Consider the following 23,393-nt stretch of genomic DNA (forward strand, 5'->3'; position numbering starts at 1 on the left):
CACGGTTCCCGCCGGTGGTCGCGGATGCGTCATCGACTCGCGCACCTGGTCTCCCCGCACAGCCATGCGTCCATGGACAAGGTCGACGCCGCCATGGAGACCTCCCGCGAGGGCCTGCGCACGCTGTGGCTCTCGCTCGGCATCCTGGGCCTGACCAGCGTGATCCAGCTGGTGGTCGTCGTGCTGTCGGGGTCGGTGGCGCTGCTCGGCGACACGATCCACAACGCTGCCGACGCGCTGACCGCCGCACCGCTGGGCATCGCCTTCGTGCTCGGGAGGCGGGCTGCGAACCGCCGTTACACCTACGGCTACGGCCGGGCCGAGGACCTCGCGGGTATCGCCATCGTGCTGACGATCGCCGCCTCCTCGGCCCTGGCCGGGTACGAAGCCGTGGACCGGCTGCTGAACCCCCGCGAGGTCACACATCTGTGGGCCGTGGCCGCGGCCGCCGTGGCCGGGTTCCTCGGCAACGAGTGGGTGGCCCGCTACCGCATCCGCACCGGCCGCAGGATCGGCTCGGCCGCCCTTGTCGCCGACGGTCTGCACGCCCGTACCGACGGCTTCACCTCGCTCGCCGTCCTTCTCGGTGCGGGCGGCGCGGCTCTGGGGTGGCGGGCGGCCGACCCCGTCATCGGCCTGCTGATCACCGCTGCCATCCTCATGGTGCTGCGCGACTCGGCCCGGGAGGTCTACCGGCGGCTGATGGACTCCGTCGACCCCGAGATCATCGATGCCGCCGAGAGCGCACTACGTGCCGTGGACGGTGTCCGCGGCGTCGGACAGGTACGGATGCGCTGGATCGGCCATACCCTGCGCGCCGAGGCCGATATCGTCGTCGACTCCCGTCTGACCGTGGTGCAGGCGCATGCACTCGCCGTCGCCGCCGAGCACGCCCTCATCCACGCCGTCCCCCGGCTCACCGCCGCGACCGTCCACACCGACCACACCAGCGACGGCACGGACCCTCACGCGGCGTTGGCTCATCATGGGGTGCGGTGAGCGCGCTTCGACGGCTTTCCTCTCCCTCCCCCGGGGGCACCCACCCCCGGGGCCTTCTTCAGTCCGTACCTCCGTACCTCCGTCCCTCCTGGCCCTCTAGCCCTTCGCGCCTACATGGCGCTGGGCGAAGTCGAGTTCCAGGCGGACCTGCTTGATGCGTTCCTCCACGACTAGGGAGCCATGGCCGGCGTCGTAGCGGTAGACCTCGTGGGGATGGCCGCGGCCCTCCAGGCGCTTCACGTAGTTCTCCACCTGCTGGATCGGGCACCGTGGGTCGTTGACGCCGGCCGAGATGTACACCGGGGCCCGCACCGCGTCCACGTAGGTCAGCGGGGAGGACGCCTCGAAGCGCTCCGGCACCTCGTCAGGGGTGCCGCCCAGCAGAGTCCGGTCCATGGCCTTGAGGGCTTCCATCTCGTCGTTGTACGCCGTGATGTAGTCCGCGACCGGGACCGCCGCCAGGCCCACTGCCCAGGCCTCCGGCTGGGTGCCGAGTCCCAGCAGCGTCAGATAGCCGCCCCATGAGCCGCCCGCCAGCACCAGACGCTCCGGGTCCGCCAGACCGGAGGAGACCGCCCATTCGCGTACCGCTGCGATGTCCTCCAGCTCGATCAGCCCGACGCGGTGCTTGAGCGCATCCGTCCAGGCGCGGCCGTACCCGGTCGAACCGCGGTAGTTGACGCGTACGACCGCGAAGCCGTGGTCCACCCACGCCGCGGGCGACGAAGCGAAGGCGTCACTGTCGTGCCAGGTCGGACCGCCGTGTATGTCGAAGACCGTAGGGAAGGGGCCCTCGCCGGTCGGCTGTTGCACCAGTGCATGGATACGGCCCCCGGGGCCCTCCACCCAGACGTCGCGCACCGGCACCGACCCGGGGGCCTTCATACCGGGTGGGTCCAGCACGACCTTGCCGCTTGTCGAGCGCACCTCCGGGGGCTGCGCCGCCGACGACCACAGGAACTCCACCGTTCCGTCCGGCCGGGCCGTCGCGCCCGAGACCGTGCCGGCCGGGGACTCGACCCGGGTCAGCGGGCGGCCGGCCGCGGATCCCGTGGCGGTGCCGCCCGGCTTGCCGAGTTCGTAGCGCCACAGTTCGCTGCGGGCCTGGTATTCGTGCTCCACCAGCAGGGCCGACCCGTCGGGGTACCAGTCGGCGCCCACATCTCCGGGCAGATCGATCTCCAGGGCCGTCTCCACACCGGTCAGCGGGTCCCAGATCATCGGCTCCCAGCGACCCCTGCGCTGATGTCCGACCAGCAGCCTGGCGTCCCCGTCGACCGGGGCGAAGCCCATCACCGACAGGCCCAGCTCCTCGGTCCCGCCGTTGGTGTCGTCCAACTCGGCGACCGTGGAGCCGTCGGGCCGGACGACGCGGATCGCGGAGTGCATCGCATCGCCGTGCTCGGTGTGTTCCAGGGCGATCAGGGAGCCGTCGTGCGAGAGATCGCCGACGCCCGCCGACTCGCGGTGCCGGTAGATCTCCACCGGGGGCTCTCCGGGCCGTACGACATGGACCGTGGAGCCTTCCTCGTCCGTGGAGCACCCGACGACCGCTGTCCCGTCCCGGCCGATCGCCAGCCCGCCCGAATACGCGGCGGCGATCCCCGGGGTGGCCGGCTCATCCGGGCCGCCCTCGAAGGGCTGCCGCATCCAGACGCCGAACTCGTCCCCGTCGGTGTCCGAGAACCACCAGATCCACCTGCCGTCCGGCGACAGCGTCCCGTCCGTCGTGCCGTTCGGCCGGTCGGTGGCCTGGCGCTGCCGACCGGTCGACCGGTCCCAGGCGTACAGCTCGAAGGTGCCGGTGGCGTTCGAGACGAACAGGGAACGGTCCGGGGCGTCCTCGGCCCAGTCGGGCAGCCCGATCCGCGGCGCACGGAAGCGCTTCTCCCAGTCCGGCATCGCGTCGACCGCGCCGCCGGAGTCCGCAGTGCCTGCCGAATCCGCCGCCGGACCCTCCGCTCCCGCTATGGGGCCTGCCGAGCCTGTCGTCTCGGCCCCATGGCGGGTATCGGTCGTCGAAGGCTTCGGGTCGGTGGCGTGAGCTGGGCCTGCGGTCGTCTCGTCAGTCATGGGCCCATTCTGCGCCTGGCACCGGCATTCCGTCGGCGAGGGTCACCAGGCTGTGGATAACTCCGCCGAATGCGACCACGTACGGGCCCTGACGACTGGCGGGAGGCCAATCGTGCGAGGTGGGACGAGTGCGTCGCCCTCCACACCGCGAGTGATTATTACCATCAGGACCGATTCCGGCGGCTCCGGGATGTGCTGCGTGACTTCGAGATCGCGGAGGTCGGTGATGCCACCGGCCGGTCCCTTCTCCACCTCCAGTGTCACTTCGGCCAGGACACCCTCTCCTGGGCCCATCGCGGCGCGGGCCGCGTGGTCGGCCCGGACTTCTCCGAACCGGCCGTCGAAGCCGCCCGCGAACAGCCGGCTTCCGTACGCGCTGCGTGCAAGCCGTGCCCGCTGGGCCGGCGCTGTGCCCGCTGGGCCCGAGCCGCGTCGGCTGCGAGCAGGCCGTGCCCGGTGGGCCCGAGCTGGGCAGCGGTCGCAGGTCATTGAGCAACGCGTGGTCAGGCAGCGCGTGGGCCCGCACCGCGTGGGCAGGCACCCCCGGTGGCCAGGTGACGCTGCGCGGGGCGAAACGTCCTCGCTACGGAAGCGGCGCGGGGGAAACTGGCCTCGTGACCACAGAAGCCGGTATCCGGGTGATCGTCGCCGATGACCAGGCGGCAGTGCGCGAAGGGCTCGTCCTCCTACTGGGGACCATGCCGGGCATCACGGTCGTGGGCGAAGCGGCCGACGGCGAGGAAGCCGTGGCCCTGGTCGCCGAACACAGCCCGGACGTCGTCCTGATGGACCTGGTCATGCCCCACTGCACGGGCGCGGAAGCCACTCGGCGGGTACGCCAGGAGCACCCGGATACCCAGGTGGTCGTCCTGACCACGTACGCCTCCGACGACCTCGCCCTGGAGGCACTGCAGGCCGGCGCACTGGGATATCTCACCAAGTCCGCGACCAAGGACGCGATCGCCCGCGCGCTCACCGCTGCCGCCGCCGGCCAGGCGCTGCTCGACCCCGGTGTGCAGCGCACCCTCATCCGCGCGGCGTCCCGCAACCGGCCCGCCCCGGCGCCGGACGACGGCCTCACCGCGCGGGAGATCGACGTCCTCAAGCTGATTGCCGCCGGGCACGACAACCGTGCGATTTCCCGGCATCTGTTCATCAGCGAAACCACGGTCAAGACCCATATCAACCGCATCTTCGCCAAGACGAAAAGTAAGGATCGCGCACAGGCGATCCACTATGCGCGGGAACACCGATATTCGGAATGACGACCCGACAGCGGCGTTATGGATCCCGAAATGCGGCCGGACGGAGCCGAAATCCACCTGACGCCCCCGGACCAGGGCTCACCCGCGCTCCCTCTGGCTCCTACCAGGGACCAGCCCAGTTCCACCTGACTCCACCTCAGCTCCAACCCAGCTCCACCCAGGTTCCACCCGAGGACCGGACCTGCGGCCGCAACTGCCGCGCTAGCGTCGACGAAAGGACTTCGGAAGGGAAAACACGATGGCTCTGACTCTGGATCTGGCGCTGAACAGCGGTGGTCTCATGAATGTCGTGCTGTTGCGATTCGCCCTGATCGCGGTCGGCGTTCTGATACTCGTGCTCATCGGTTTCGCTGCGCTGATGATGCTCAAACGGCAAGGTTCGATCGACAAAAGAACTGTGAGCCGGGCGAGCGAACAGGTGGGTCCGATCGCCCGCACCCTGATCGAAAACCGGCGCGGCGGACAACGCGGCGGGCAGTACGGCGGACAGCGCGGCCGCCGGGTCGGTCTGCTGAGCACGGTGCTCGCGGCGCTCAACGACCGCGCCCGGCGGAGGTGAACCCGCAGTCATGAGGACGTTCCTCGCCGCCAAGGCGGACGACGACGAGCTGTTGCACCATCTGCTGATGGACAAGCTGTGGAAGATGGGCATCATCGTCGGCGTGGTGATCACCGGGCTGATCATGATGGCTATCGTCGCGCGCAAGGTAGGCCGCCGCTGACAGCTGCCGTGGGGGCCGGCAGTAGTGGCGAGGAGCGGTCGGGGGAGGGATGGTGCACGCCACAGGCGGTCAGGGCGGTGCTCCGGCCTCGTTCATGTCGGGGAATCCGGTCATGCAGATCGTCGGCTTCGGACTGCTGATCGGCACGCTGGCCACGGCCCGGGAGAGTTCCCCGGTCATGTGGGTGGTCTACGGGGTCAGTTCCGTCTGCTGGTTCGCCTCCCACTTCCTCATCGACCGCCGCCCGCTGTGGGCCGGGTTCGCCCTGGTGAGCAGCGCCGCAATACCCGCGGCGGCCGCGGGGTGGGCTCATGACTCCACCGCGGTGATCATGGTGGGGGTGGTGCTCGGCTGGTTCGCCGCCTGGAGCCGGCCGCGGGCGGCCGCGCTGTGGCTGGTGCTCAGCAGCTGCCTCGCACTGACCCTGACCAGCTCGGCGACCGGCGGCGCGGGGCTCGGCGATCTGGTCGGTTACGCCCTGGTGATGCTGTTGCTCACCCTGCTCGGCCTGAACCAGCGGCAGTACCGGCTGCGCGCCGACCAGGCCGAGCAACTACTGCGCCAGACCACGCTGATGCAGCAGGAACAGGCGCAGGTCGCCGTGTTGGAGGAGCGGGCCCGGATCGCGCGGGAGATCCACGACGTCCTGGCGCATTCCCTGGGCGCACTCACCGTCCAACTCAAGGCAGCCGACGCACTGTTGGACGGCGGCGACGTCGAGGGCGTCCGCGCCCGGATCCGGCGCTCCAACCGGCTGACCGACGAAGGGCTGGCCGAGGCGGCCGCCGCCGTCGCCGCGCTGCGCGACGAGGTGCTGCCGCTCCCGGACATGCTGGCCGAGCTGATCGGGAATTTCCGCCGCGACCACCGCACCGAGGTCCGACTGACCACTACGGGCACCACCCGTCCGCTGCCGTCCGGACCCGTCGTCGCCCTCGTCCGGGCCACCCGCGAGGCGCTGACGAACGCGGCCAAGCACGCCCCGGGAGGCACCGTCGACGTCGTACTGGACTACGACCACTCCGGCTCCGACGACCCCGGTTCCGACGATCCCGATTCCGGCTACTCCGGCTCCGATTCCGACTACTCCGCTTCCGACCGCTCCAACTCCGGCTACAGCAACGGGAAGGTACGGCTGGAGGTCCGCAACGACATCCCTCGGGCCGCGGCCTTCGTCGACGACGGGCCGCCGGTCTCCGGATACGGCCTCACCGGCATGCGGGAGCGCCTGGCCCTGGCCGGCGGAACCCTCCAGGCGGGCCCCGATGCCACCCATCGCTCCTGGCGGCTGGTCGTGGAACTGCCCGGCTGACCGGCGTCCCGAACGGGCGGCACGCGCGCTCGTTGCCGTCCCGCTGAGTCGGCGGAAGCGGAAGCAAGAGGTTCGTCGATCATCCGGCCCTAGGGCAGAAACAGCCCCAAGGCGCTGTCCACCGACCAACTCTGCCAACTCACCCCGAGCAGCCCCGTCACCGAGATCAGCCCCATCATCAGGTTCTGTCCCTGCTCCGCCCAGTCGTGGATCATCAGGACGAGGTAGATCAGGTTGAGCACGGCCCCCGCCACCAGGGCTATCGGCGTCAGGAAGCCCATGATCAGGCCGAGGCCGAGGGCGAGCTCCGCGTAGGCGACGAGGTACGCCATCAGCCGAGGGTGTGGCTTCACGAGGCGGTCGAAGCTCGTGCGGACCGCGGGCCACCGGTGGGCGGCCGCGATGCCGGCCGCCCAGGTGATGCCGCCGCCCGCGAACCAGGACTTCTTGTCCTTGTGGCGCCAGCTCTCCAGCCACCACAGTCCGAGACCGATGCGGAGGACGGCGAACCACTCGGCACCGCTGAGCCAGATCGTATGCATGCTGTCGCCTCGACTCGTCGACTCGCTTGAACTGACGAAGCGTCAGTTCACCGGACATGGCGCGATCCCGCAAGAGGTGCAGTTGTCCAGCTCGGCTTGTCGCCGCAAGGGTGAGCCCATAACCTCGAAACTGATGGAGCGTCAGAAATTGGGGCCGGCGTGTGACTCACCGGCGGGCAGTTGGGGGTACAGCGTGATCGGCAGCGAGAGCGGCACGGCGGAGCTTCCCAAGGTCATCAGCGTGGATGATCACGTGATCGAGCCCGCGCACCTCTTCGAGACCTGGCTCCCGAAGAAACACCGCGACAAGGGGCCGAAGCCCTTCACCGCGGGCATCGGTGAGCTGGCGTACGTCGGCGGGAAGTACCGGTTCACCACGGACCCGGACGGTCAGATCACGGACTGGTGGGAGTACGAGGGGCTGATCTTCCCGTACAAGCGCATCATTGCCGCGGTGGGCTTCTCCCGCGACGAGATGACGCTGGACGGGATCACGCGGGAGCAGATGCGCCGCGGGTGCTGGGACCCCAAGGCCCGGCTGGCGGACATGGACCTCAACCACGTGGAGGCGTCGCTCTGCTTCCCGACGTTTCCGCGCTTCTGCGGACAGACCTTCGCGGAGGCCGAGGACAAGGAGGTCGGTCTCGCCTGCGTCCGCGCGTACAACGACTGGATGGTGGAGGAGTGGTGCGGGGACAGCGGGGGCCGGCTGATTCCGCTGTGCCTCATCCCGCTGTGGGACATCGACCTGGCGGTCGCCGAGATCCGGCGCAATGCCGCGCGCGGGGTACGGGCGGTGACCTTCAGCGAGATTCCGACGTACCTGGGGCTGCCGTCCATCCACTCCGGGTACTGGGATCCGTTCTTCGCCGCGTGCGAGGAGACCGGGACCGTGGTGAACATGCACATCGGGTCGTCCTCGCAGATGCCGGCGGCCTCGCCGGATGCGCCGCCCGCGGTGCAGGCCTCCCTGAGCTTCAACAACGCGATGGCGTCGATGATGGACTTCCTGTTCAGCGGCGTACTCGTGAAGTTCCCGCGGCTGAAACTCGCCTACAGCGAGGGCCAGATGGGCTGGATCCCGTACGCCCTGGAGCGCGCCGACGACGTCTGGGAGCAGCACCGGGCATGGGGCGGGGTGCAGGACCTGATCCCCGAGCCGCCGTCGTCGTACTACTACCGGCAGATCTTCTGCTGCTTCTTCCGTGACAAGCACGGCGTCGAGGCCATCGAGACCGTGGGGGTCGACAACGCGACGTTCGAGACCGACTACCCCCACGTCGATTCGACCTGGCCGCACACGAAAGAGGTGGCGGCCGAGCACGTGGCGGGCCTGCCGGAGGACGTGACGTACAAGATCCTTCGCGGGAACGCGATCCGCATGCTGGAGCTGCCCTTCGACCAGGGGTGATTTCCCGGGCAGAGCGCAGCGGACCTGTCCGGCACCGTGTTCCGGTGCGGCCGGTGCCGGACAGGTCCGGGTGCCGGACAGGTCCCGAGGCCGCTACCGCCAGCCCGCAGCCTCGGCTGCCGCGACGGCGGCGGCTTCGGCCGCGTCCGCATCGGCGTTGAACGCGGCGTTTCTGCCCCACCCGTCCCGGCCGGCGGCCTTTCCCGCAGCCTGGGAGGCGAGAAGGGCCGCCCGGTACGCGGCATCGGACAGCTCGCCGCCCATGTGGGCCTGCGCTATCTGGGCCGCCAGAACGGCGGCGGCAGCAGCGTTCCTGGCCTGCCGGCCGTCTGCCGCCGGATCGGGAGTACTCCCGGCCAACGCGGCGAGGGCGTCGGCCGACAACCGGAGCGCGTTGGCCGCCTTGGCGGCAGCCTCCTTCGGTACGGCCACCACTACGGCTGGATCCGCTTCGACGCCGGCACAGCGGCAGGCCGCCGTGGTGCGGGCAGCGGCACTTCGCGCCCGGGCGGCGTGCGTTCTCCTGAGCGCCTCCTCGGGGCTCGCCCCCGGGGTTTCCCGGATCACGGCGACTTCGGCCTGTGCGGGGCCCTGCTGCTCAACTCCCTTTGCCTCGCTCAATGCCGTCTCCTCTCTGTCAGAGCGACGGGGCTGCGTAATGAAGGCGTCCGCGTCATGAGGTGTCTGCGGACTGGCTCGGCGCCGGGCCCTGCCGGGGCCGAGCATCGGGTGCCGCGCAGGGTGGCACGTCGGGCGTCAACACACCAGAGAGGCGCCCGCACCATGGCCGATACGGTGGTCACGGGACCACGCTGGAGGCGGCTGGGTGTGAGCGACAGGAGACGCGATCAGATGGGCAACTCCATACCGGAGGCGTGGGTCTCTCTCGCCCGCAGGTACGTGCGGGACGCTCCGGTCCCCTTCGGCAAAGAGGCGGCTGCGCGGTACCTGAACCGGCAGCTCAGAGAGCACCCTCGGCGAAGGGTCGTGCCCACCCGATTCGGCGCCGCGATGGCCGTCGATACGCAGGACCTCATTCAGCGGTTCGTCTACCTGTTCGGCGTCTGGGAACCGCACATGACGCGCTGGCTGCAGCGCCGGCTCCGCGCGGGGGACACGTATATCGACGTGGGTGCCAACGTCGGCTACTACAGCTTGCTCGCCTCCCGGCTCGTGGGGGAGGCGGGCGGAGTCGTGGCGATCGAGGCGTCGCCGACGCTCCACCGCAGGATCGTGCAGCACGCCGAGCTCAACCACTGCGACAACATCCGTGTCGTCAACGCCGCCGTTTCTGACCAGCGGAAGCCGGTCTCCTTCATTCTTGCCAGCTCACACAACATGGGCGCGGCCGGCATCGTCCCCTACGACGGCCGGGCGGAGCTCAGGCTCGATGTCGAGGCGCAGCCGCTCCCCGACGTGCTCGATCAGGAAGAGCTCGCCGCGGCCCGAGTGATCAAGATCGATGTGGAGGGCGCGGAAGGGGGCGTGATCCGCGGCCTGGCCCCTGTGCTCGACAGGCTCAGGCCGGACGCGGAGCTCACCGTGGAAGTCACCCCTGAGCGGATGGAGCGGCTGGGCGACTCGGCCGAGGAACTGCTGGAGACGATGCGCGCGCACGGCTTCCACGTCTACCGACTCGCCAACAGCTACGCGCCGGAAAGCTACCCGGCGGCACTTCACCGCTCTACCGCGGTGCCGGTGCGCTGGCGTGGCCCGGTCAGCGAGGAGAGCGATCTCATCTTCTCGCGGGTGGATGCCGAACTGCTGCCGTGACAGGTGAGCCTGCGGACTGCTCTCGCCCGGCCGGGCCGGTCGCCCGGCCCCTCCGGTACCGGCCAACCGACAACGATCACCCGGCAGCCGGATAACGCCACGCGAAGCGCGCGAGCTCCCGCGCCCGGGCCTCGACGACCGCCATACGGGCATCGCGTTCGGCGCTGTCGGTGTGGGAGGCCTGACCGGTCGCCTGACCGGGCCACTTGCGGTAGAGGAGTCCTACCTCCGGGGTGAACCAACCGCGGCTCGTGGCGTTCAGCGCGAGCAGCAGACCCGTGTCCTCCGACGCGGGCAGGGCCATCCAGCCACCGAGGGCGAGGACCAGGTCGCGGCGCACGAAGAGCGTCGCCGGGTGGACCTGGGCGCGGAACCCGTTCGCCTTCCAGAAGTCGAGCACGGCGCCACGCTCGATCGGGCCCGGCTCGGGATCGCCCGGAAAGCCGGCAGTCGAGCCGTCCGGCAGCAGATCCAGCGCGCGCGAGGTCGCCCAGCCGATGCTGCGGTCGCCTTCGAGGGCGGCCAGGTCGCGCGCCAGCGCGCCGGGCGGCAACTGGTCGTCGGCGTCCAGGACCTTGAGGTATTCGCCCTCCGCGTGCGCCAGGGCGATGGTGCGGGCGACGCCGGGGCCGCCGGGCCGTCCCTGCCGGAAGATCACCCGCTCGTCATCCGGGACGTACGGCGCGACCTCGTCGCTCCTTCCGTCCTCCTGGATGACCCACTGCCACTCCCACCCCTCGGGCAGTTCCTGCCGGCAGATCGACCGGTACGCCTCCGGCAGGTAATGCGCTGACGGCGCATGAACGGCAGTGACGATGATGATGCGCCGGGGCACGGCACTCACCACCTTTCCAGGTGAGTGGTGAACAGCAGTTCCGTGCGATCGCCAGGCAGGATGACCTTGGAGACGCCCACGACCCGGTCGTTGATGTCGATCGAGGTCTTCCGGAGTACCAGCACCGACGTCCCGGGCGGCAGCTCCAGCTCCGCCGCCTCTTCGGGCGTCGGCGGGCGGGCGGTGACGCGTTCCTCGATGCGGTCCAGCTCGATTCCGACGGTGTAGAGCTGGCTCTGCGAGCCGCCCGGCCAGGGCTCCTTGGTCTCGTCCAGCAGGTCGGGGTTCTCCGCGATCAAGTCGTGGACGAGATAGGACGTCACCAGGCTGAAGGGGGCGCTCTCGGCGGCGTACCGGGTGCGGTAGCTGCGTTCGAGGAGGCGGGTGCCTACCGGCAGGGCGAAGGCCTCCGCGAGGTGCCTGTCCGCCTCGATCTCGCGGTACGACGCGTGAAAGACGAGGTCGTTGACCCGGAGGCCGGTGTCTTGCTCGGTGGCTCCGGTCTGGGCCCGTTCCGCCAGCGGCTCGCGCGCGCGGCCCTTCTCCCACTGGTGGCGGAGGTTCGTGCGCACGGCCGTGGTGCGCGGGCGCCGGACGAAATTGCCGCGCCCGTGCTGCTTCTCGATGAGCCCTTCGTCCCGCAGGACGCGAAGGGCGTCCCGGACGGTCGGCACGCTGCGCTTGAACTCCTCGGCGAGCTTCGCCTCCGAGGGCAAGCGATCTCCAGGCTTCAGCTGACCTGCGCGGATGGACTGCCGGAGGGTGTCCGCGATCCGCTCGTATGCCACTGCCATCGGCACTCACCGTTCCGTCGCTCGGCGCGCTGGCCAGCCGGACGGCCAGATGGCCCCAGCTTATGACTCATAAAGAGGTGTTGACGTGTGGGGAGGTGCTCCGGCGTGGCCCATGGCGTCCAGCTCGTCGGGAATGGCGGGGGCTCGGCGCGGTCTTCAGAACATGGAAGCGCCCGACCGCTGGCGACGGGGGATGCACCAGCGATCGGGCTGTGGCCAAGCCTAACAAGGCTGCTTGAGCGGCGGGAGTCAACTGCCCAGCTGCAATGACGTGTTGTGACGGGGATCACGCAACGTGGTCCGCCGTGGTGAGGACACGGAGAAGCAGCGAACCAAGGGCGCTGCCGAGCCGACCGGGCGCGCGCCGCCCGAGGCCGGGGTGACAGGCGGGGCGTCGCGCCGCGGGCTCCGTCACTCGCCGCACGAAGGCGCGTACGAGAGCCGCGGCAAATACTCCTGCCACTTCTTCGACGTCAGCACGCCCCGGGTCGTGGAGCAAATGCGCCGAATCGCCTCGCTGGAATCCAGGTTCCACAGCCGGACGGTATCGGCGCCGCTCGACACCCCGAGCAGGTGGCTCTGGGGGCTGAACGACAAGAAATTGCCTGTCTTGGCGTTGGGGCTCATGGATTGACCGATGGGAGTGGCCCCGGCGGGTTGGGCGACGTTCCAGAGCCGGACCATGTCGTCGTTGCCGCCGCTCGCCAGGGTGCGGCCGTCCTGGCTGAAGGTCAGCGACACGATCGCTTCGGTGTGGCCGGTGAGCGGCGCACCGAGCGGCCTCGCGTGACGCGGATCGGTCACGTTCCAGAGCCGGACCGTGTTGTCGTCGCTGCCGCTGGCCAAGGTATGGCCGTCCGGACGGTAGGCGAGCATGTTGATGGGTCCCAGGTGCCCCTTGAGAGGCGCGCCGAGTGGGGCGGCGTGACGCGGGTCGGTCACGCTCCAGAGCCGGACGGTGGCGTCCGAACTGCCGCTGGCGAGCGTGCGGCCGTCCGGGCTGAAGACGAGGGAGTTGACGTAGCCGGTGTGGCCGGTGAGCGGCGAGCCGAGCGGACGGAGGTGGGAGGGCGCGCTGACGTCCCACAGCTCAATGGTGCGGTCGTCGTAGGCGGTGGCCAGCGTGCGCCCGTCCGGGCTGAAGACCAGCGCGTCCGCGTACCGGGTCCGCAGCGCGACGGGCGGCCCGTAGGGGACCGGCCGCTTCGGGTCGTTGACGTTCCACAGCTGCACGGCGCGGCTGCCCGTCCGCACCGCGAGGGTGCGGCCGTCGGAGGAGAACGCCATCGTCCGCACGTCTCCCTCCCCGGCCGTGAACGGTTTGCCCAGCAAGGCGGGCCGTTGGGGATCCTGCACGCTCCACAGCCGGACCCGTTCGTCGCGCGCGGCCGTGGCCAGCACCCGCCCGTCCGGGCGGAACGCTCCCATCCGGCCGATCATGTCCGACGCCGGTATCGACCACAGGCGGACCTTGCTGTCGCCACTCCCGGTGGCGAGGGTGCGGCCGTTGGGGCTGAAGCCCACGGCGTACATCTCGCCATTGCTGCCGGCGAGCGGCTCGCCGACCTGCGAGGGGTAGGCCGGATTGCTGACGTTCCACACGCTCGCCGTGCTGTCCGCGCTGCCCGCGGCGAGCATGGTCCCGTCGGGGCTGAAGGCCACCGACCATACGGGGCCGGTGTGGCCGGTGAGCGGCGCACCGAGCGGTCTCGCGTGACGTGGGGCGGTCACGTTCCAGAGCCGGATGGTGTCGTCCGAACTGCCACTGGCGAGCGTGCGGCCATCGGGGCTGAAGGCCACCGAGTGCACCGTGCTCTTGTGGCCCGTCAGCTCCCTGCCGAGCGGCGTCGGACGACGCGGATCGGCCATGTCCCACAGCCTGATCGTGTTGTCGTCGCCACCGGCTGCCAGGGTCCGTCCGTCGGGGCTGAAGGCCAGGCAGCGCACGGCGGCGGTGTGGCCGGTCAGGTCACCGAGTGGCCTCGGCCGGTGCGGGTCGCCCACGTTCCACAGGCCGACGCTGTGATCTTCGTCGGCAGACGCCAGGGTGCGTCCGTCCGGGCTGAAGGCGACCAGATAGATCGAGCCGTGGTGGCCGGTCAAGGGCGCACCGATCGGCTGCGGGTGGCCGGGGTCCCGCAGGTCCCACAGCCGGATCGTGCCGTCGTCCGAAGCGCTGGCGAGGGTGTGTCCGTCCGGGCTGAAGACCGCGCTGCTCACCCAGCTGGTGTGGCCGGTGAGGGGCTTGCCCAGGGGCTGGGGGCGCGTCGGGTCCGTCACGTCCCACAGCCGCACGGTGCGGTCGTAGCTCGCGGTGGCCAGGAGCCGTCCGTTCGGGCTGAACGTGGTGAGGTAGACGGCGCCGGTGTGGCCCAGCAGCGGCGTGGCCAGCGGCGCGTTCACCGTCGAGATCAACCGGTTGTTGGTGCCCTCGTCGTCCGGCCGCAGACCGTGTGCCACCAGGTCGAGCTGGGCGGACAACGACGGATCCGTGAGCTGGACGCGATCGGCCTCGGCGAGCACCTGCCCGAACACCGCGTCGTCCCGCTGCTGCCAGGCGACCACCGCCGAACCGGCGGCCAGTATCGCCAGGACGGCCAGCGCCGACACCGCGGCACGGCTGATCCAGACCGTGCGCTTGCGCAGCCGGACCGAAGCGGCCAGGAACGCCACCGCGCTTCGGGTCAGAAACGTGTCACCGGCAGACTGCGCCCAGGTGCGGGCCTGTTCCAGCCGCGAACCCCGGTAGAGCAGCGACGGATCGTGGTCCGAGTCCTCCCACGCCCTGCCGTCCTCCTCCAGCCGCTGGCGCAGCAGGTTGCCGTTCCGGTCCTCGTCGATCCAGTCGCGCAGGCGTGGCCAGGCATGCAGCAGCGCCTCATGGGTGATCTCCACGGCCTCCGCGTCGAGCGTCACCAACCGGGCGTGCACCAGCGCTTCGAGCGATTCCTCCGTCTTGAGGGGGTCCGTCGACTCCTCCGCCAGCTGGCGCCGCGTCCCCCGCCTACGGGTGGCCTGGGTGTCCTCGCCCAGCCGGACCAGTCTGAGCAGAAGCAGCCGCGCGGCCGTGCGTGCTGTCGGGTCGAGGCCGGACCAGGCCCGCTCGGCGGTCGCCGCCACCGCTCCCTGGATCCCGCCCGCCGCGCGGTAGCCGGCCAGCGTCAGCCTTCCGGCCTTCCGCCGCTGCCAGGTGGCGAGCAGGGCGTGGGAGAGGAGCGGCAGCACCCCCGCGTCGTGCGTCCCACCGGGGCCGTCGGCGCTCACTTCCCGGACGATCAGCTCCGCCAGCCCCGGTTCGAGTTCCAGACCCACTGCCTTGGCCGGGCCGGTCACCGCGTCGCGCAGCTCCGTGGTCGTCAGCGGCCCGAGCACCATGTGCCGGTGTTGCAGCGCGTCGGCCAGTTCGGGATACCCGAGGCACTGCTCGTAGAAGTCCGCGCGGATGCCGAGGAGGACGAGCACGGGGGCCGGGTCACCGGAAGAGGCCGGCGTGCACGCGGCATGGAGGAGCTGGAGGAACGTGCGCCGTTCCGACTCGTCGGAGCAGAGGGTGAAGGCTTCCTCGAATTGATCGACGATGACGACCGGACGGGCCGCGGAGGACGTCCCGCGCCCTGCCCACGCCGTGACGGCCTCCCGCACCCCGCGCGCGAAGTGGGCGGTACCGGGCTCTTTCCCCGCTGATTCCCCCGCGGCAGAGAGGACGGGTGCAAGCTCAGGGATCCGGCGGGTCAGCTCCGCGAGCGGATCGCCGCCCGGCACGAGCTGCAGCACTTCCCGGCCGGTCCCGTCACCCAACGCGCCGTTCTGCAACGCGGGCACCAAGCCGGCGTTGAGCAGGGAGGACTTTCCCGCCCCGGAGGCGCCCACGAGCATGACCAGGCCGCCCGTCGTCTCCGCTGCACTCAGCTGAGCGACGAGGGCATCCGTGCTCCGCTCGCGTCCGAAAAACCACCGGGCGTCTTGCTGACGATACGAAGCCAGCCCCCGGTAGGGGCACACACCGGGTACCGTCGGGGCTTCGACCGGGGGGCGTTCCTCCTCGTCCGCGGATGCCGCGGCGCGGTCGCCGACCGCGCGCTCCCACAGGCGCTGCCACTGGGCCAGGTCGTACAGGCCCGTGGACACCGGCACGGGCCGCTGGCGCCGTGCTTCGGGGACGAGGATCTGCAGCACCGCGGCGAGGCCGTCGAACTGGGCCGGCACGTTCTTGGCCCGTCGCCAGTCGCTGATCCGCTGTACGGATACCCGCACGGGCCGCCCTCGTTCGTCGACCCGCTGAAGCCTGACGACCGCTTCGGCCACCTTCTTGAGGGGAGGGTTGCCGGCCTCCTTGTACAGCAGCGCGAGCCGTTCCGCGAAGGCTGTGCGTGCCCCTGAGTCGGAACTCAAGGTCTCCACTCCTTACTTCCCCCGCGCCTGGACATCCGGACCGGAAAACTCACCTTATCTGGCTGACCTGCGGTAACGCCGTCGGTCCGAGGCCGGAACCTCCTCGGCGGGAGCCGCAGCTGGCAGGATCATGACGCAGCAGCGCAGCAACCGGGTATCGGCCCTACAGGCCACCAGCTCAGCGCGCGGAGAGAACCCTTGACGCATGTTCTCGTCATCTTCCGCCGGAGTCACCATCCGGTAGTGAGGTCTTGGCACATGAGTTGAAGAGATCCATGGCGCCGGTCCCCTCCGGACCGCCATCGTGTCGCCTACGGGTCCACCATTCTTCGATCCGCGCCGGTACGGGGGGCGCGGATCGGCACCGCCCGCGCCGTTCGGCACCGGTCTCTACGAGGGGAGAGACCGGCGTCGAACGGCACGGCGGCGGAGGGCGCACCGGCCCGTACGCGGCGGTCCGACGTGGCGAGCGCTCGTATGCCGCGCCCGTCGACCCCGCCCAGGAAACCGGCACCGGGGGCGCCGGCCGCCCCGCAACTCACCTGTCACTTCCGGAGCGACAGGAATGTGAATTGGCGGTGAAGAGGGTTTTGAAAACCCTGGGCGGGAAATGTGGCCGACCATGAGTTACAGCAACGATGGCATGCCGCAAAATGCCCCATACGACCCCAGTAGAAACCCTCCCTACCTCGGCGGTCCACACGCTCCGCGCGGCGGCGATGCGGCCCCTTTGCCCGCCGCAAGGGCGTACACCCCACGCAATGACAATTCCCCCTCTCCCGCTCAACTTGAACCTGGTGCCCCATACGGCGGCTTTTCGAATGCCCCGTCCCACACGCCCAGGAATCCGGCGGGTAACCGGCGGGGCGTCGGGGCGGATCGGTTGGCCTTGATCATTCACAGCCTCGCGGATGTCGCCGCGGTATTCCTGGGGCTGTGGATCCTGCTGTACCTGCTCGATGCGAACCAGGCGAACGTCTTCGTCGACTTCGTGCACGGCATGGCCGACTGGCTCGCCGGCTGGTCGCAGGACATCTTCACCATGGACACCGAAGCGCTGCGCGTCTTCTTCAACTACGCCCTGCCCGCGGTGATCTACCTCGCGGTCGGCCACGGCGCCGCAGCCTGGCTGCGGCGTCTCTGATCATGCTTCCGCCCAGCTCAGGGGCGCACTGATCACGAGTGCCCCCTGGGCGCGGGGCGCTCGGGCGCCAGCCCTCTTGCCGGCACGCATATCGAGAATGCGCGGGACATGTAGCGGAATCGCAAATATTCGCCGCCGGTCCAGAGCGCGAGCGTGCGGTGCGCGGCGTGCGGTGTGCACAACGCGCCAAGCGTCCATGATCGATGGGCGTCATGTGGGGATGGATTCTGCCTGCGCAATACACCGACTATGAGCATGCGCCACCCCTGAAACATTTCATCCGATGCCGCTACCTCCATTCGCATTCAGACGTAGTGGAGAATGCATGCTGCCGGGCATGCATCAGAGGCGCGACGGCCGGAACGCCGATTTCCCCTACGGATATCAGCGCGAGTGCGCCTCACCTCACGAATGTCCGCCCGCTAGCGCAAGAACCTGCCCACCGGCGGCAGCGCGAAGGCCGGGGCGGCGGCAGCAGCGGAACCGGGGCCTTCGTCCGTCACTACCGAAGAGCCTCGCGTCGTCCTCAATTACGGCCGAACTGCCGTGATCTGGCTGCTCGGCGGATGAACCTGCCGGTCTCCCATAGCGATCGGCGCGAACAGCAGAAGCAGCGCTCATCAGGACGCGCAGCGAAAAGCTGGGCACACCAGTCAATTTGACGGACGAGTGCACGGGACGCATGTGGGACACATGGAGGGTTCCGAGGCGGAGTGGCCCGCGCCCCCGACGCTCGCCTGGCGCTGTGTCCCAGGTCACGCGTTCCGGCGCTGGATCGACTCCAGCAGGAGCGCCTGAAAGCGCGTTAGTCCGCAGCGTCTGGGAGGCCCCGCCCAAGATCTTCTCCCGGAATTCTCCTCAACGATCACCGGAGATACAGGAAGGGCCTGATCCTCAATGAGGATCAGGCCCTTGACCTTTGTTCCTTCAGTCGGGGTGGCGGGATTTGAACCCACGACCTCTTCGTCCCGAACGAAGCGCGCTGCCAAGCTGCGCTACACCCCGAAGCAACGAGCTCTACTTTAGCGGACCGATCCCCGTAGGTGAAATCCGGTTTCTGCGGAGCCGGGGAGCGGGCCTGACCTGGTCGATCCCGATGACGATCAAGGGGAGAAGGCAGCCGGCCAGGCCGATGGCGAGCGCGAGGGCGGCGCTGGGGGAAGGGGCGCCGGCAGCGGTGGGGAAGGCGAAGGTGAAGGCGAGGTAGAGCAGGGGGTAGGCCGGCCACTGCCAGGCGCAGGCCGGGCGGAAGCCGCGGGGGGCTGTCAGCAGGAGCCAGTCGGCGAGGGCGGCCAAGGGGGTGAGGGCGTAGAGGAGCTGGTGCGAAAGGGCTTGGGTGACGGTGGGGGCGGTGGCGTGCGGCAGGGCGAAGGCGGTGGAGTCGGCGGCGGGGAAGGCGTAGTGGAGGAGGGCGGGGAGGAAGAGGAACGGGAGCAGCGCGCCGGTGAGGCGCGGGCTCAGGGCGCGGCGGCCGGTCCAGGCGCGGTGGGCGGAGCAGGCGAAGACCAGCGCGGCGACGAGGTTGGCCTGCACGGTGAAGCGGGTCAGCAGTGCGGCCGGGGCGGCGACGCCGCCGGCCGCGAGGAGCAGGCCGGTCAGGGCGGCCGCGGTGATGAGGGCGCGGAAGGTGGCCGCCAAGGGGCGGCGGATCATGGGGGCGACGGCTGCCGCCGGGGTACGGGCGGCGGCGCCGGCCGGGCCGGTGGCGTGGCGCGTGGACTGCGAGGTCCGGGTGGGGTCGGACATTCCTCCACGTTACGGCGATGATCAGTGAGCGGGGGAGTCCCCATCCGGCAAAACTCCGGTCCGGGGGAGCTCGTGGTCGGTTCCGGCACCTTGGCGAGGAGCCGGCGGAACGAGCAGGGACATGGCTCCCGGCCCCCGGACCGCCTTGGCTCCTCGACTGCCCCAGCCCCGGAACCGCGTCAGCCCCTCGACTTCCTCAGTCCCCCGACCGTGTCAGCGTCCGACCGCACAGGCACCCGCCCCTCTCGGCCGCGACGGCTGACGACCGCCTCGGCCCCCGACGGCCGACAACCGTCTCGACCCGACCGCCTCGGCCCCCGAACATCCCCAGGCCAGGCCAGCCCCTCAGCCCCTCTCCGTCAACGTCAACAGCGTCGCCTCCGGAGGGCAGGCGAAGCGGACCGGGGTGTAGCGGTTGGTGCCGCAACCGGCGGAGACATGGAGGAAGGAGGTGTGGCCGCCGGCGGTGTGGGTGGACAGGCCCTTCACCCGGTCGGTGTCGATGTCGCAGTTGGTGACGAGGGCGCCGTAGAAGGGGATGCAGAGCTGGCCGCCGTGGGTGTGGCCGGCCAGGATCAGGGGGTAGCCGTCCGCGGTGAAGGCGTCCAGGGAGCGCAGATAGGGGGCGTGGACGACGGCCAGGGAGAGATCGGCGCCGGATTCCGGGCCGCCGGACACCTCGGCGTAGCGGTCACGCTTGATGTGCGGGTCGTCCAGGCCGGTCAGGGCGATCTCGATGCCCTCCAGCTTGAGACGGCCGCGGGAATTGGACAGGCCGACCCAGCCGGCCGCGTCGAACGCGTCGCGCAGGTTCTCCCACGGGTTGTGGACCGCATTCACCACGGGCGCGTTGCCGTTGAGGCCGTGCCGGCCCTGGACCCGCTCGAGCAGATAGCGGGCGGGGTTGCGCAGCTTGGGGCCGTAGTAGTCGTTGGAGCCGAAGACGTAGGCACCGGGGAACTCCATCAGCGGGCCCAGCGCGTCCAGCGTCTCGGGGACGCCTTCCGTGTCGGAGAGGTTGTCGCCGGTGTTGATGACGAAGTCGGGGCGCAGCCCGGCGAGCGACTGCAGCCAGCGCTGCTTCTTGCGCTGTCCGCTGACCATGTGGATGTCGGAGACCTGCAGGACGCGCAACGGCCGCATGCCACGGGGCAGTACGGGCACGGTGACGCGCCGGAGGCGGAAGGAGCGGACTTCGAAGCCGGCGGCATAGGCCAGGCCGGCCGCGCCGACTGCGGTCAGGGTCAGGGGTACTCCGTATCGCGCGCGCATGCTTCCATCGTCGCAGAGTGACGGGGGTGGGTGCAGCGCACGGGCGGGCGGGGTCCGCCGGGTGGGGGTAGGCGGTTGCCCGGGCGGAAATGGCGCGGCGGTTGTCGGTGGGTGGGGGCATACTCGACGGCATGACCACGCTCAAGTCCAAGCTGCAGGACGACCTCACCGTTGCGATCAAGGCACGCGACGAGCTGCGTTCCTCCACCCTCCGTCTCACGCTGACCGCGATCCAGAAGGAGGAGGTCGCGGGCACCGCCGCGCGCGAGCTGTCCGACGGCGAGGTCGAGAAGATCATCGCGCGGGAGGCGAAGAAGCGCCGGGAGGCCGCGGACGCCTTTTCCCAGGGCGGCCGCGCCGAGCAGGCCGAGCGGGAGCGCGCCGAGGGCGAGGTGCTGGCGGACTATCTGCCCAAGCAGCTGACCGATGACGAGCTGGAGCAGCTGGTCGCGGCCGCCGTGGCGGAGGCCAAGGCCGGCGGTGCCGAGGGGCCGCGGGCGATGGGTGCCGTCATGAAGATCGTCAACCCGCAGGTGGCGGGCCGTGCCGAGGGCGGCCGGGTCGCCGCGGTGGTGAAGAAGCTGCTGGCCGGCTGAGCGGCCGGGGCGGTTCTGCCGGAAAGACGAGGGGCGCCTCCGTGGTGGAGGCGCCCCTCGGTCGTTGCCGTACGGCCAACCGACTGTCTGTCAGCCGCCGTTACCGCCGCCCAGAATGTCCGGGAAGCCGGGAATGCTCCAGCCGCCGCCCGGCTTCTTGCCGTGGCCGCCCCGGCCGGGCTTGTGCTTGGCGGGGGCCCCCTTGTCGCCCTCGTCGCCCGGGCTCTTGTCCTTGGCGGGATCGTCGATCGGGACGGTGGGCAGGGCGGGCGCGGGCCGGCCGTCCAGGGCGCCGGTCATCGCGTCCCGCCAGATGGGACCGGGGGTGTCGGCGCCGTAGACCTTGTCGTGGGGGACGCCGCCGATGGTGATGTCGTACATCTTGCGCTTGTGCTGCGGGTCGCCGACCCAGACCGCACCGGCCGCGTTCGGGGTGTAGCCGACGAACCAGGCGGCGTAGCGGCTGTCGCTGGTGCCGGTCTTGCCGGCGCTGTCCCGTCCCTTGAGGCCGGCTTCCCTGCCGGTGCCGTCCTCGACCACGCCCTTGAGCAGGGTGTTGATCGTGTCCGCGGTCTTCTTGGACATCGCGCTGCGGCAGCTGGTCTGCGGGACCTTCAGCGCCCGGCCCCGCGCGTCGGTGATCGACTCGATGGCGACGGGGGAGCAGTACTCACCGCCGTTGGCGAAGGCGGCGTACCCGGCGGCCATGGTCAGCGGCGACATCTCCTGCACGCCGAGCGTCATCGACGGCACCTGCTGCAGCGGCTTGCCGTCCGCCCGCTCGATGCCCATCTTCTGCGCCATGTTCACCGCGGGGCAGATGCCGATATCGCTGATCAGCTGCACGAAGTAAGTGTTGACCGACTTCGCGGTCGCCTCCTTCATCGCGTACGGGCCGACCTCTTCCTTGTTCTCGTTCTGGGTGCTGTCGGTGCCCTGCCACTCGCCGTCGCAGGTCTGGACCGGGCTCGGATACGGCATCCGGTACGGCGAGGGGTACTCCTGCTCGGGGCTGGTCCCCTGCTCCAGCGCGGCCGCCGCGATCACCGGCTTGAAGGTCGAGCCGGGCTGGTAGCCGGCACCGCCGCCCATGCGGTGATCGACCGAGAGGTTGATCACTGTCTGGTTCTCGCCGAAGCCGTACGGGCGTGACTGGCCCATGCCGAGGATCCTGCCGGTCCCCGGTTCCACGATGGTGGCGGCGCCGGCCACCGGGTCGTCGTCGTAGACGTGATCGCCGAGCGACGCCTGGATCGACTTCTGGGTCTGGGGATCGAGGGTGGTGCGGATGGTCATGCCGCCCTCGTTCCAGCGCTGCGCACGGATCTTCCGGGTCTTCCCGAAGGACCTGTCGCCGAGGAAGACCTTGCGGATGTAGTCGCAGAAGAAGCCGGCGCCGTCGGTGGCGGTGATGCAGCCGTTCTTGGGACGGCTGACCGCCAGCTTGATCGGCTTCTTGGCGGCCGCGTCGGCCTGCGCCTGGGTGACGTCCTTGAGGTCGGCCATCCGCTGCAGGACGGTGTTGCGCCGCAGGGTGGCCTCCTGCGGGTCGTTGACCGGGTCATAGCGGCTGGGCGACTGGACGAGGCCGGCCAGCAGCGCCGACTCCTGCAGATTCAGGTCCTTGGCGTGCTTGCTGAAGTAGCGCTGGGCGGCCGCCTCGATGCCGTAGGCCTGCTGCCCGAAGAACGTGATGTTGAGGTAGTTCTGCAGGATCTTCTGCTTGCCGAGCTCTTTCTCGACCTGGATCGCGTACTTGAGCTCTTTGATCTTGCGGCCGATGGTCTGCTGGGTGGCCTGCGCGACCTTGTCCGGGTCGTCGCCCGCCTCCTCGATGAAGACGTTCTTCACATACTGCTGGGTCAGCGTCGAGGCGCCCTGGGAGACACCGCCCGACTGGGCATTCTTGTTGACCGCCCGCAGGATGCCCTTCAGGTCGACGGCACCGTGCTCGTAGAAGCGCGCGTCCTCGATCGCCACGATCGCCTTCTGGATGTACGGCGACATGTCCTTGAGGCCGACGACCGTGCGGTCACGCGAGTAGACCTTGGCGATTTCGCCGCCCTTGGCGTCCAGAATCCTGGTCCGCTGGCTGAGCGGTGGCGTCTTGAGGTTCGTCGGGATGTCGTCGAAGCCCTCGACCGATCCCTTGGCGGTGAGGCCGAGGGCCCCGGCCGCCGGGAGCGCGAGACCGGCGAGTACCGCTCCGGCCAGGACGCTGACACCGAGGAACTTGGCGGCCTGCTGCGTCTTGGACAGACCTCCGCCATCGCGCTTCTTAGGCATGAGGGCACCCTACGTTCTCAATCCGCCGGACAGGGGTGCACCTGTTCGTTTAGCCTGTTCTCGGCTGCCCAGCTGAACGGTTACGCACGAGTTCGTCAACCCCCACTCCCCGCGGCCCGCACCCCCACGTGCCCGTGTATGACGACAAAAGTCCCGCGTCAGGGCGGTGAAGTGTCCCGCCTTGTGCACAAAGTGCGGTATGCCCTGCGGTCACTCCGTTGGGTGATCTGC

The 23,393-nt window shown here is 70.0% G+C and carries 17 protein-coding genes, 1 tRNA gene and 2 pseudogenes; 10 read left to right on the forward strand and 10 right to left on the reverse strand.

Going from position 1 to position 23,393, the window contains the following annotated elements; translation table 11 throughout:
• Positions 1-24 precede the first annotated feature (24 nt).
• Positions 25-999, forward strand: a complete 975-nt coding sequence (locus tag BKA18_RS19960) for a cation diffusion facilitator family transporter (RefSeq protein WP_429638451.1) — start codon at positions 25-27, stop codon at positions 997-999.
• Between the two features lie 96 nt (positions 1,000-1,095).
• Here BKA18_RS19960 and BKA18_RS19965 read toward each other — a convergent pair whose 3' ends face one another.
• The gene (locus BKA18_RS19965; RefSeq protein ID WP_366044225.1) at positions 1,096-2,901 is read right to left on the reverse strand and encodes a S9 family peptidase; all 1,806 of its coding nucleotides are present in this window, start codon (positions 2,899-2,901) and stop codon (positions 1,096-1,098) included.
• 240 nt (positions 2,902-3,141) lie between these two features.
• Here BKA18_RS19965 and BKA18_RS19970 point away from each other — a divergent pair.
• The 5 genes and pseudogenes from BKA18_RS19970 to BKA18_RS19990 all read left to right on the forward strand — a co-directional run.
• A pseudogene (locus BKA18_RS19970) lies at positions 3,142-3,444 on the forward strand (class I SAM-dependent methyltransferase); the annotation flags it as partial.
• Between the two features lie 242 nt (positions 3,445-3,686).
• A complete protein-coding gene (locus BKA18_RS19975) occupies positions 3,687-4,337 on the forward strand; it encodes a response regulator (RefSeq protein WP_366044072.1) in 651 nt (216 codons plus the stop codon).
• 238 nt (positions 4,338-4,575) lie between these two features.
• On the forward strand, positions 4,576-4,896 hold the full coding sequence (locus BKA18_RS19980) for a hypothetical protein (protein WP_366044073.1): 321 nt from the start codon (positions 4,576-4,578) through the stop codon (positions 4,894-4,896).
• A gap of 10 nt (positions 4,897-4,906) precedes the next feature.
• Complete coding sequence (locus BKA18_RS19985) at positions 4,907-5,059, forward strand: hypothetical protein (RefSeq protein WP_366044074.1); 153 nt, start codon at positions 4,907-4,909, stop codon at positions 5,057-5,059.
• Between the two features lie 49 nt (positions 5,060-5,108).
• Positions 5,109-6,371 (forward strand): sensor histidine kinase, encoded by a 1,263-nt coding sequence (locus BKA18_RS19990; RefSeq protein WP_366044075.1) that lies wholly within the window; start codon positions 5,109-5,111, stop codon positions 6,369-6,371.
• Positions 6,372-6,460: 89 nt separating this feature from the next.
• On the opposite strand, the gene BKA18_RS19995 is transcribed toward BKA18_RS19990, so the two are convergent.
• The gene (locus tag BKA18_RS19995) at positions 6,461-6,913 is read right to left on the reverse strand and encodes a DoxX family membrane protein (RefSeq protein ID WP_366044076.1); all 453 of its coding nucleotides are present in this window, start codon (positions 6,911-6,913) and stop codon (positions 6,461-6,463) included.
• Between the two features lie 193 nt (positions 6,914-7,106).
• On the opposite strand from BKA18_RS19995, the gene BKA18_RS20000 reads away from it, so the two are divergent.
• The gene (locus tag BKA18_RS20000) at positions 7,107-8,324 is read left to right on the forward strand and encodes an amidohydrolase family protein (protein WP_006604184.1); all 1,218 of its coding nucleotides are present in this window, start codon (positions 7,107-7,109) and stop codon (positions 8,322-8,324) included.
• 93 nt (positions 8,325-8,417) lie between these two features.
• Here BKA18_RS20000 and BKA18_RS20005 read toward each other — a convergent pair whose 3' ends face one another.
• The gene (locus tag BKA18_RS20005) at positions 8,418-8,945 is read right to left on the reverse strand and encodes a hypothetical protein (protein WP_366044077.1); all 528 of its coding nucleotides are present in this window, start codon (positions 8,943-8,945) and stop codon (positions 8,418-8,420) included.
• 231 nt (positions 8,946-9,176) lie between these two features.
• Between BKA18_RS20005 and BKA18_RS20010 the strand changes: the two genes are divergently transcribed.
• The gene (locus tag BKA18_RS20010; RefSeq protein WP_366044226.1) at positions 9,177-10,097 is read left to right on the forward strand and encodes an FkbM family methyltransferase; all 921 of its coding nucleotides are present in this window, start codon (positions 9,177-9,179) and stop codon (positions 10,095-10,097) included.
• A 76-nt stretch (positions 10,098-10,173) separates the two neighbouring features.
• Here the strand turns inward: BKA18_RS20010 and BKA18_RS20015 are convergent, their stop codons facing one another.
• From BKA18_RS20015 to BKA18_RS20025, 3 genes are all read right to left on the reverse strand, one after another.
• Positions 10,174-10,932: a glycosyltransferase family 2 protein gene (locus BKA18_RS20015; RefSeq protein WP_366044078.1), complete on the reverse strand. Its 759-nt coding sequence runs from the start codon at positions 10,930-10,932 to the stop codon at positions 10,174-10,176.
• 5 nt (positions 10,933-10,937) lie between these two features.
• Complete coding sequence (locus tag BKA18_RS20020; protein WP_366044080.1) at positions 10,938-11,726, reverse strand: GntR family transcriptional regulator; 789 nt, start codon at positions 11,724-11,726, stop codon at positions 10,938-10,940.
• 411 nt (positions 11,727-12,137) lie between these two features.
• Complete coding sequence (locus tag BKA18_RS20025) at positions 12,138-16,127, reverse strand: nSTAND1 domain-containing NTPase (protein WP_366044081.1); 3,990 nt, start codon at positions 16,125-16,127, stop codon at positions 12,138-12,140.
• 850 nt (positions 16,128-16,977) lie between these two features.
• Here BKA18_RS20025 and BKA18_RS20030 point away from each other — a divergent pair.
• Positions 16,978-17,262, forward strand: a pseudogene (locus tag BKA18_RS20030) (hypothetical protein); the annotation flags it as partial.
• A gap of 931 nt (positions 17,263-18,193) precedes the next feature.
• On the opposite strand, the gene BKA18_RS20035 reads toward BKA18_RS20030, so the two are convergent.
• The 3 genes from BKA18_RS20035 to BKA18_RS20045 all read right to left on the reverse strand — a co-directional run bounded on the left by BKA18_RS20035 (position 18,194) and on the right by BKA18_RS20045 (position 20,280).
• Positions 18,194-18,267, reverse strand: a tRNA-Pro gene (locus tag BKA18_RS20035).
• A 12-nt stretch (positions 18,268-18,279) separates the two neighbouring features.
• On the reverse strand, positions 18,280-19,008 hold the full coding sequence (locus BKA18_RS20040) for an integral membrane regulator (protein WP_366044082.1): 729 nt from the start codon (positions 19,006-19,008) through the stop codon (positions 18,280-18,282).
• Positions 19,009-19,353: 345 nt separating this feature from the next.
• Complete coding sequence (locus tag BKA18_RS20045; protein WP_366044083.1) at positions 19,354-20,280, reverse strand: metallophosphoesterase; 927 nt, start codon at positions 20,278-20,280, stop codon at positions 19,354-19,356.
• A gap of 131 nt (positions 20,281-20,411) precedes the next feature.
• Between BKA18_RS20045 and BKA18_RS20050 the strand changes: the two genes are divergently transcribed.
• Entirely contained in the window at positions 20,412-20,876 is a 465-nt protein-coding gene (locus BKA18_RS20050; protein WP_006604175.1) for a GatB/YqeY domain-containing protein, read from the forward strand.
• Between the two features lie 90 nt (positions 20,877-20,966).
• On the opposite strand, the gene BKA18_RS20055 is transcribed toward BKA18_RS20050, so the two are convergent.
• Positions 20,967-23,162, reverse strand: coding sequence for a transglycosylase domain-containing protein (locus BKA18_RS20055; protein ID WP_366044084.1), 2,196 nt, complete (start codon positions 23,160-23,162; stop codon positions 20,967-20,969).
• Positions 23,163-23,393: the final 231 nt, after the last annotated feature.

Source organism: Streptomyces auratus (assembly GCF_050433025.1).
Classification (GTDB): domain Bacteria; phylum Actinomycetota; class Actinomycetes; order Streptomycetales; family Streptomycetaceae; genus Streptomyces; species Streptomyces sioyaensis.

Bases quoted from the DNA above. Each gene is read 5' to 3' on its own strand.
- BKA18_RS19990 (WP_366044075.1), top strand. From the start codon at position 5,109: ATGGTGCACGCCACAGGCGGTCAGGGCGGTGCTCCGGCCTCGTTCATG.
- BKA18_RS19985 (WP_366044074.1), top strand. From the start codon at position 4,907: ATGAGGACGTTCCTCGCCGCCAAGGCGGACGACGACGAGCTGTTGCAC.
- BKA18_RS20010 (WP_366044226.1), top strand. From the start codon at position 9,177: ATGGGCAACTCCATACCGGAGGCGTGGGTCTCTCTCGCCCGCAGGTAC.
- BKA18_RS19965 (WP_366044225.1), bottom strand. From the start codon at position 2,901: ATGCCGGACTGGGAGAAGCGCTTCCGTGCGCCGCGGATCGGGCTGCCC.
- BKA18_RS20045 (WP_366044083.1), bottom strand. From the start codon at position 20,280: ATGCGCGCGCGATACGGAGTACCCCTGACCCTGACCGCAGTCGGCGCG.
- BKA18_RS19980 (WP_366044073.1), top strand. From the start codon at position 4,576: ATGGCTCTGACTCTGGATCTGGCGCTGAACAGCGGTGGTCTCATGAAT.
- BKA18_RS20050 (WP_006604175.1), top strand. From the start codon at position 20,412: ATGACCACGCTCAAGTCCAAGCTGCAGGACGACCTCACCGTTGCGATC.
- BKA18_RS20040 (WP_366044082.1), bottom strand. From the start codon at position 19,008: ATGTCCGACCCCACCCGGACCTCGCAGTCCACGCGCCACGCCACCGGC.
- BKA18_RS20020 (WP_366044080.1), bottom strand. From the start codon at position 11,726: ATGGCAGTGGCATACGAGCGGATCGCGGACACCCTCCGGCAGTCCATC.
- BKA18_RS19995 (WP_366044076.1), bottom strand. From the start codon at position 6,913: ATGCATACGATCTGGCTCAGCGGTGCCGAGTGGTTCGCCGTCCTCCGC.
- BKA18_RS20055 (WP_366044084.1), bottom strand. From the start codon at position 23,162: ATGCCTAAGAAGCGCGATGGCGGAGGTCTGTCCAAGACGCAGCAGGCC.
- BKA18_RS19960 (WP_429638451.1), top strand. From the start codon at position 25: ATGCGTCATCGACTCGCGCACCTGGTCTCCCCGCACAGCCATGCGTCC.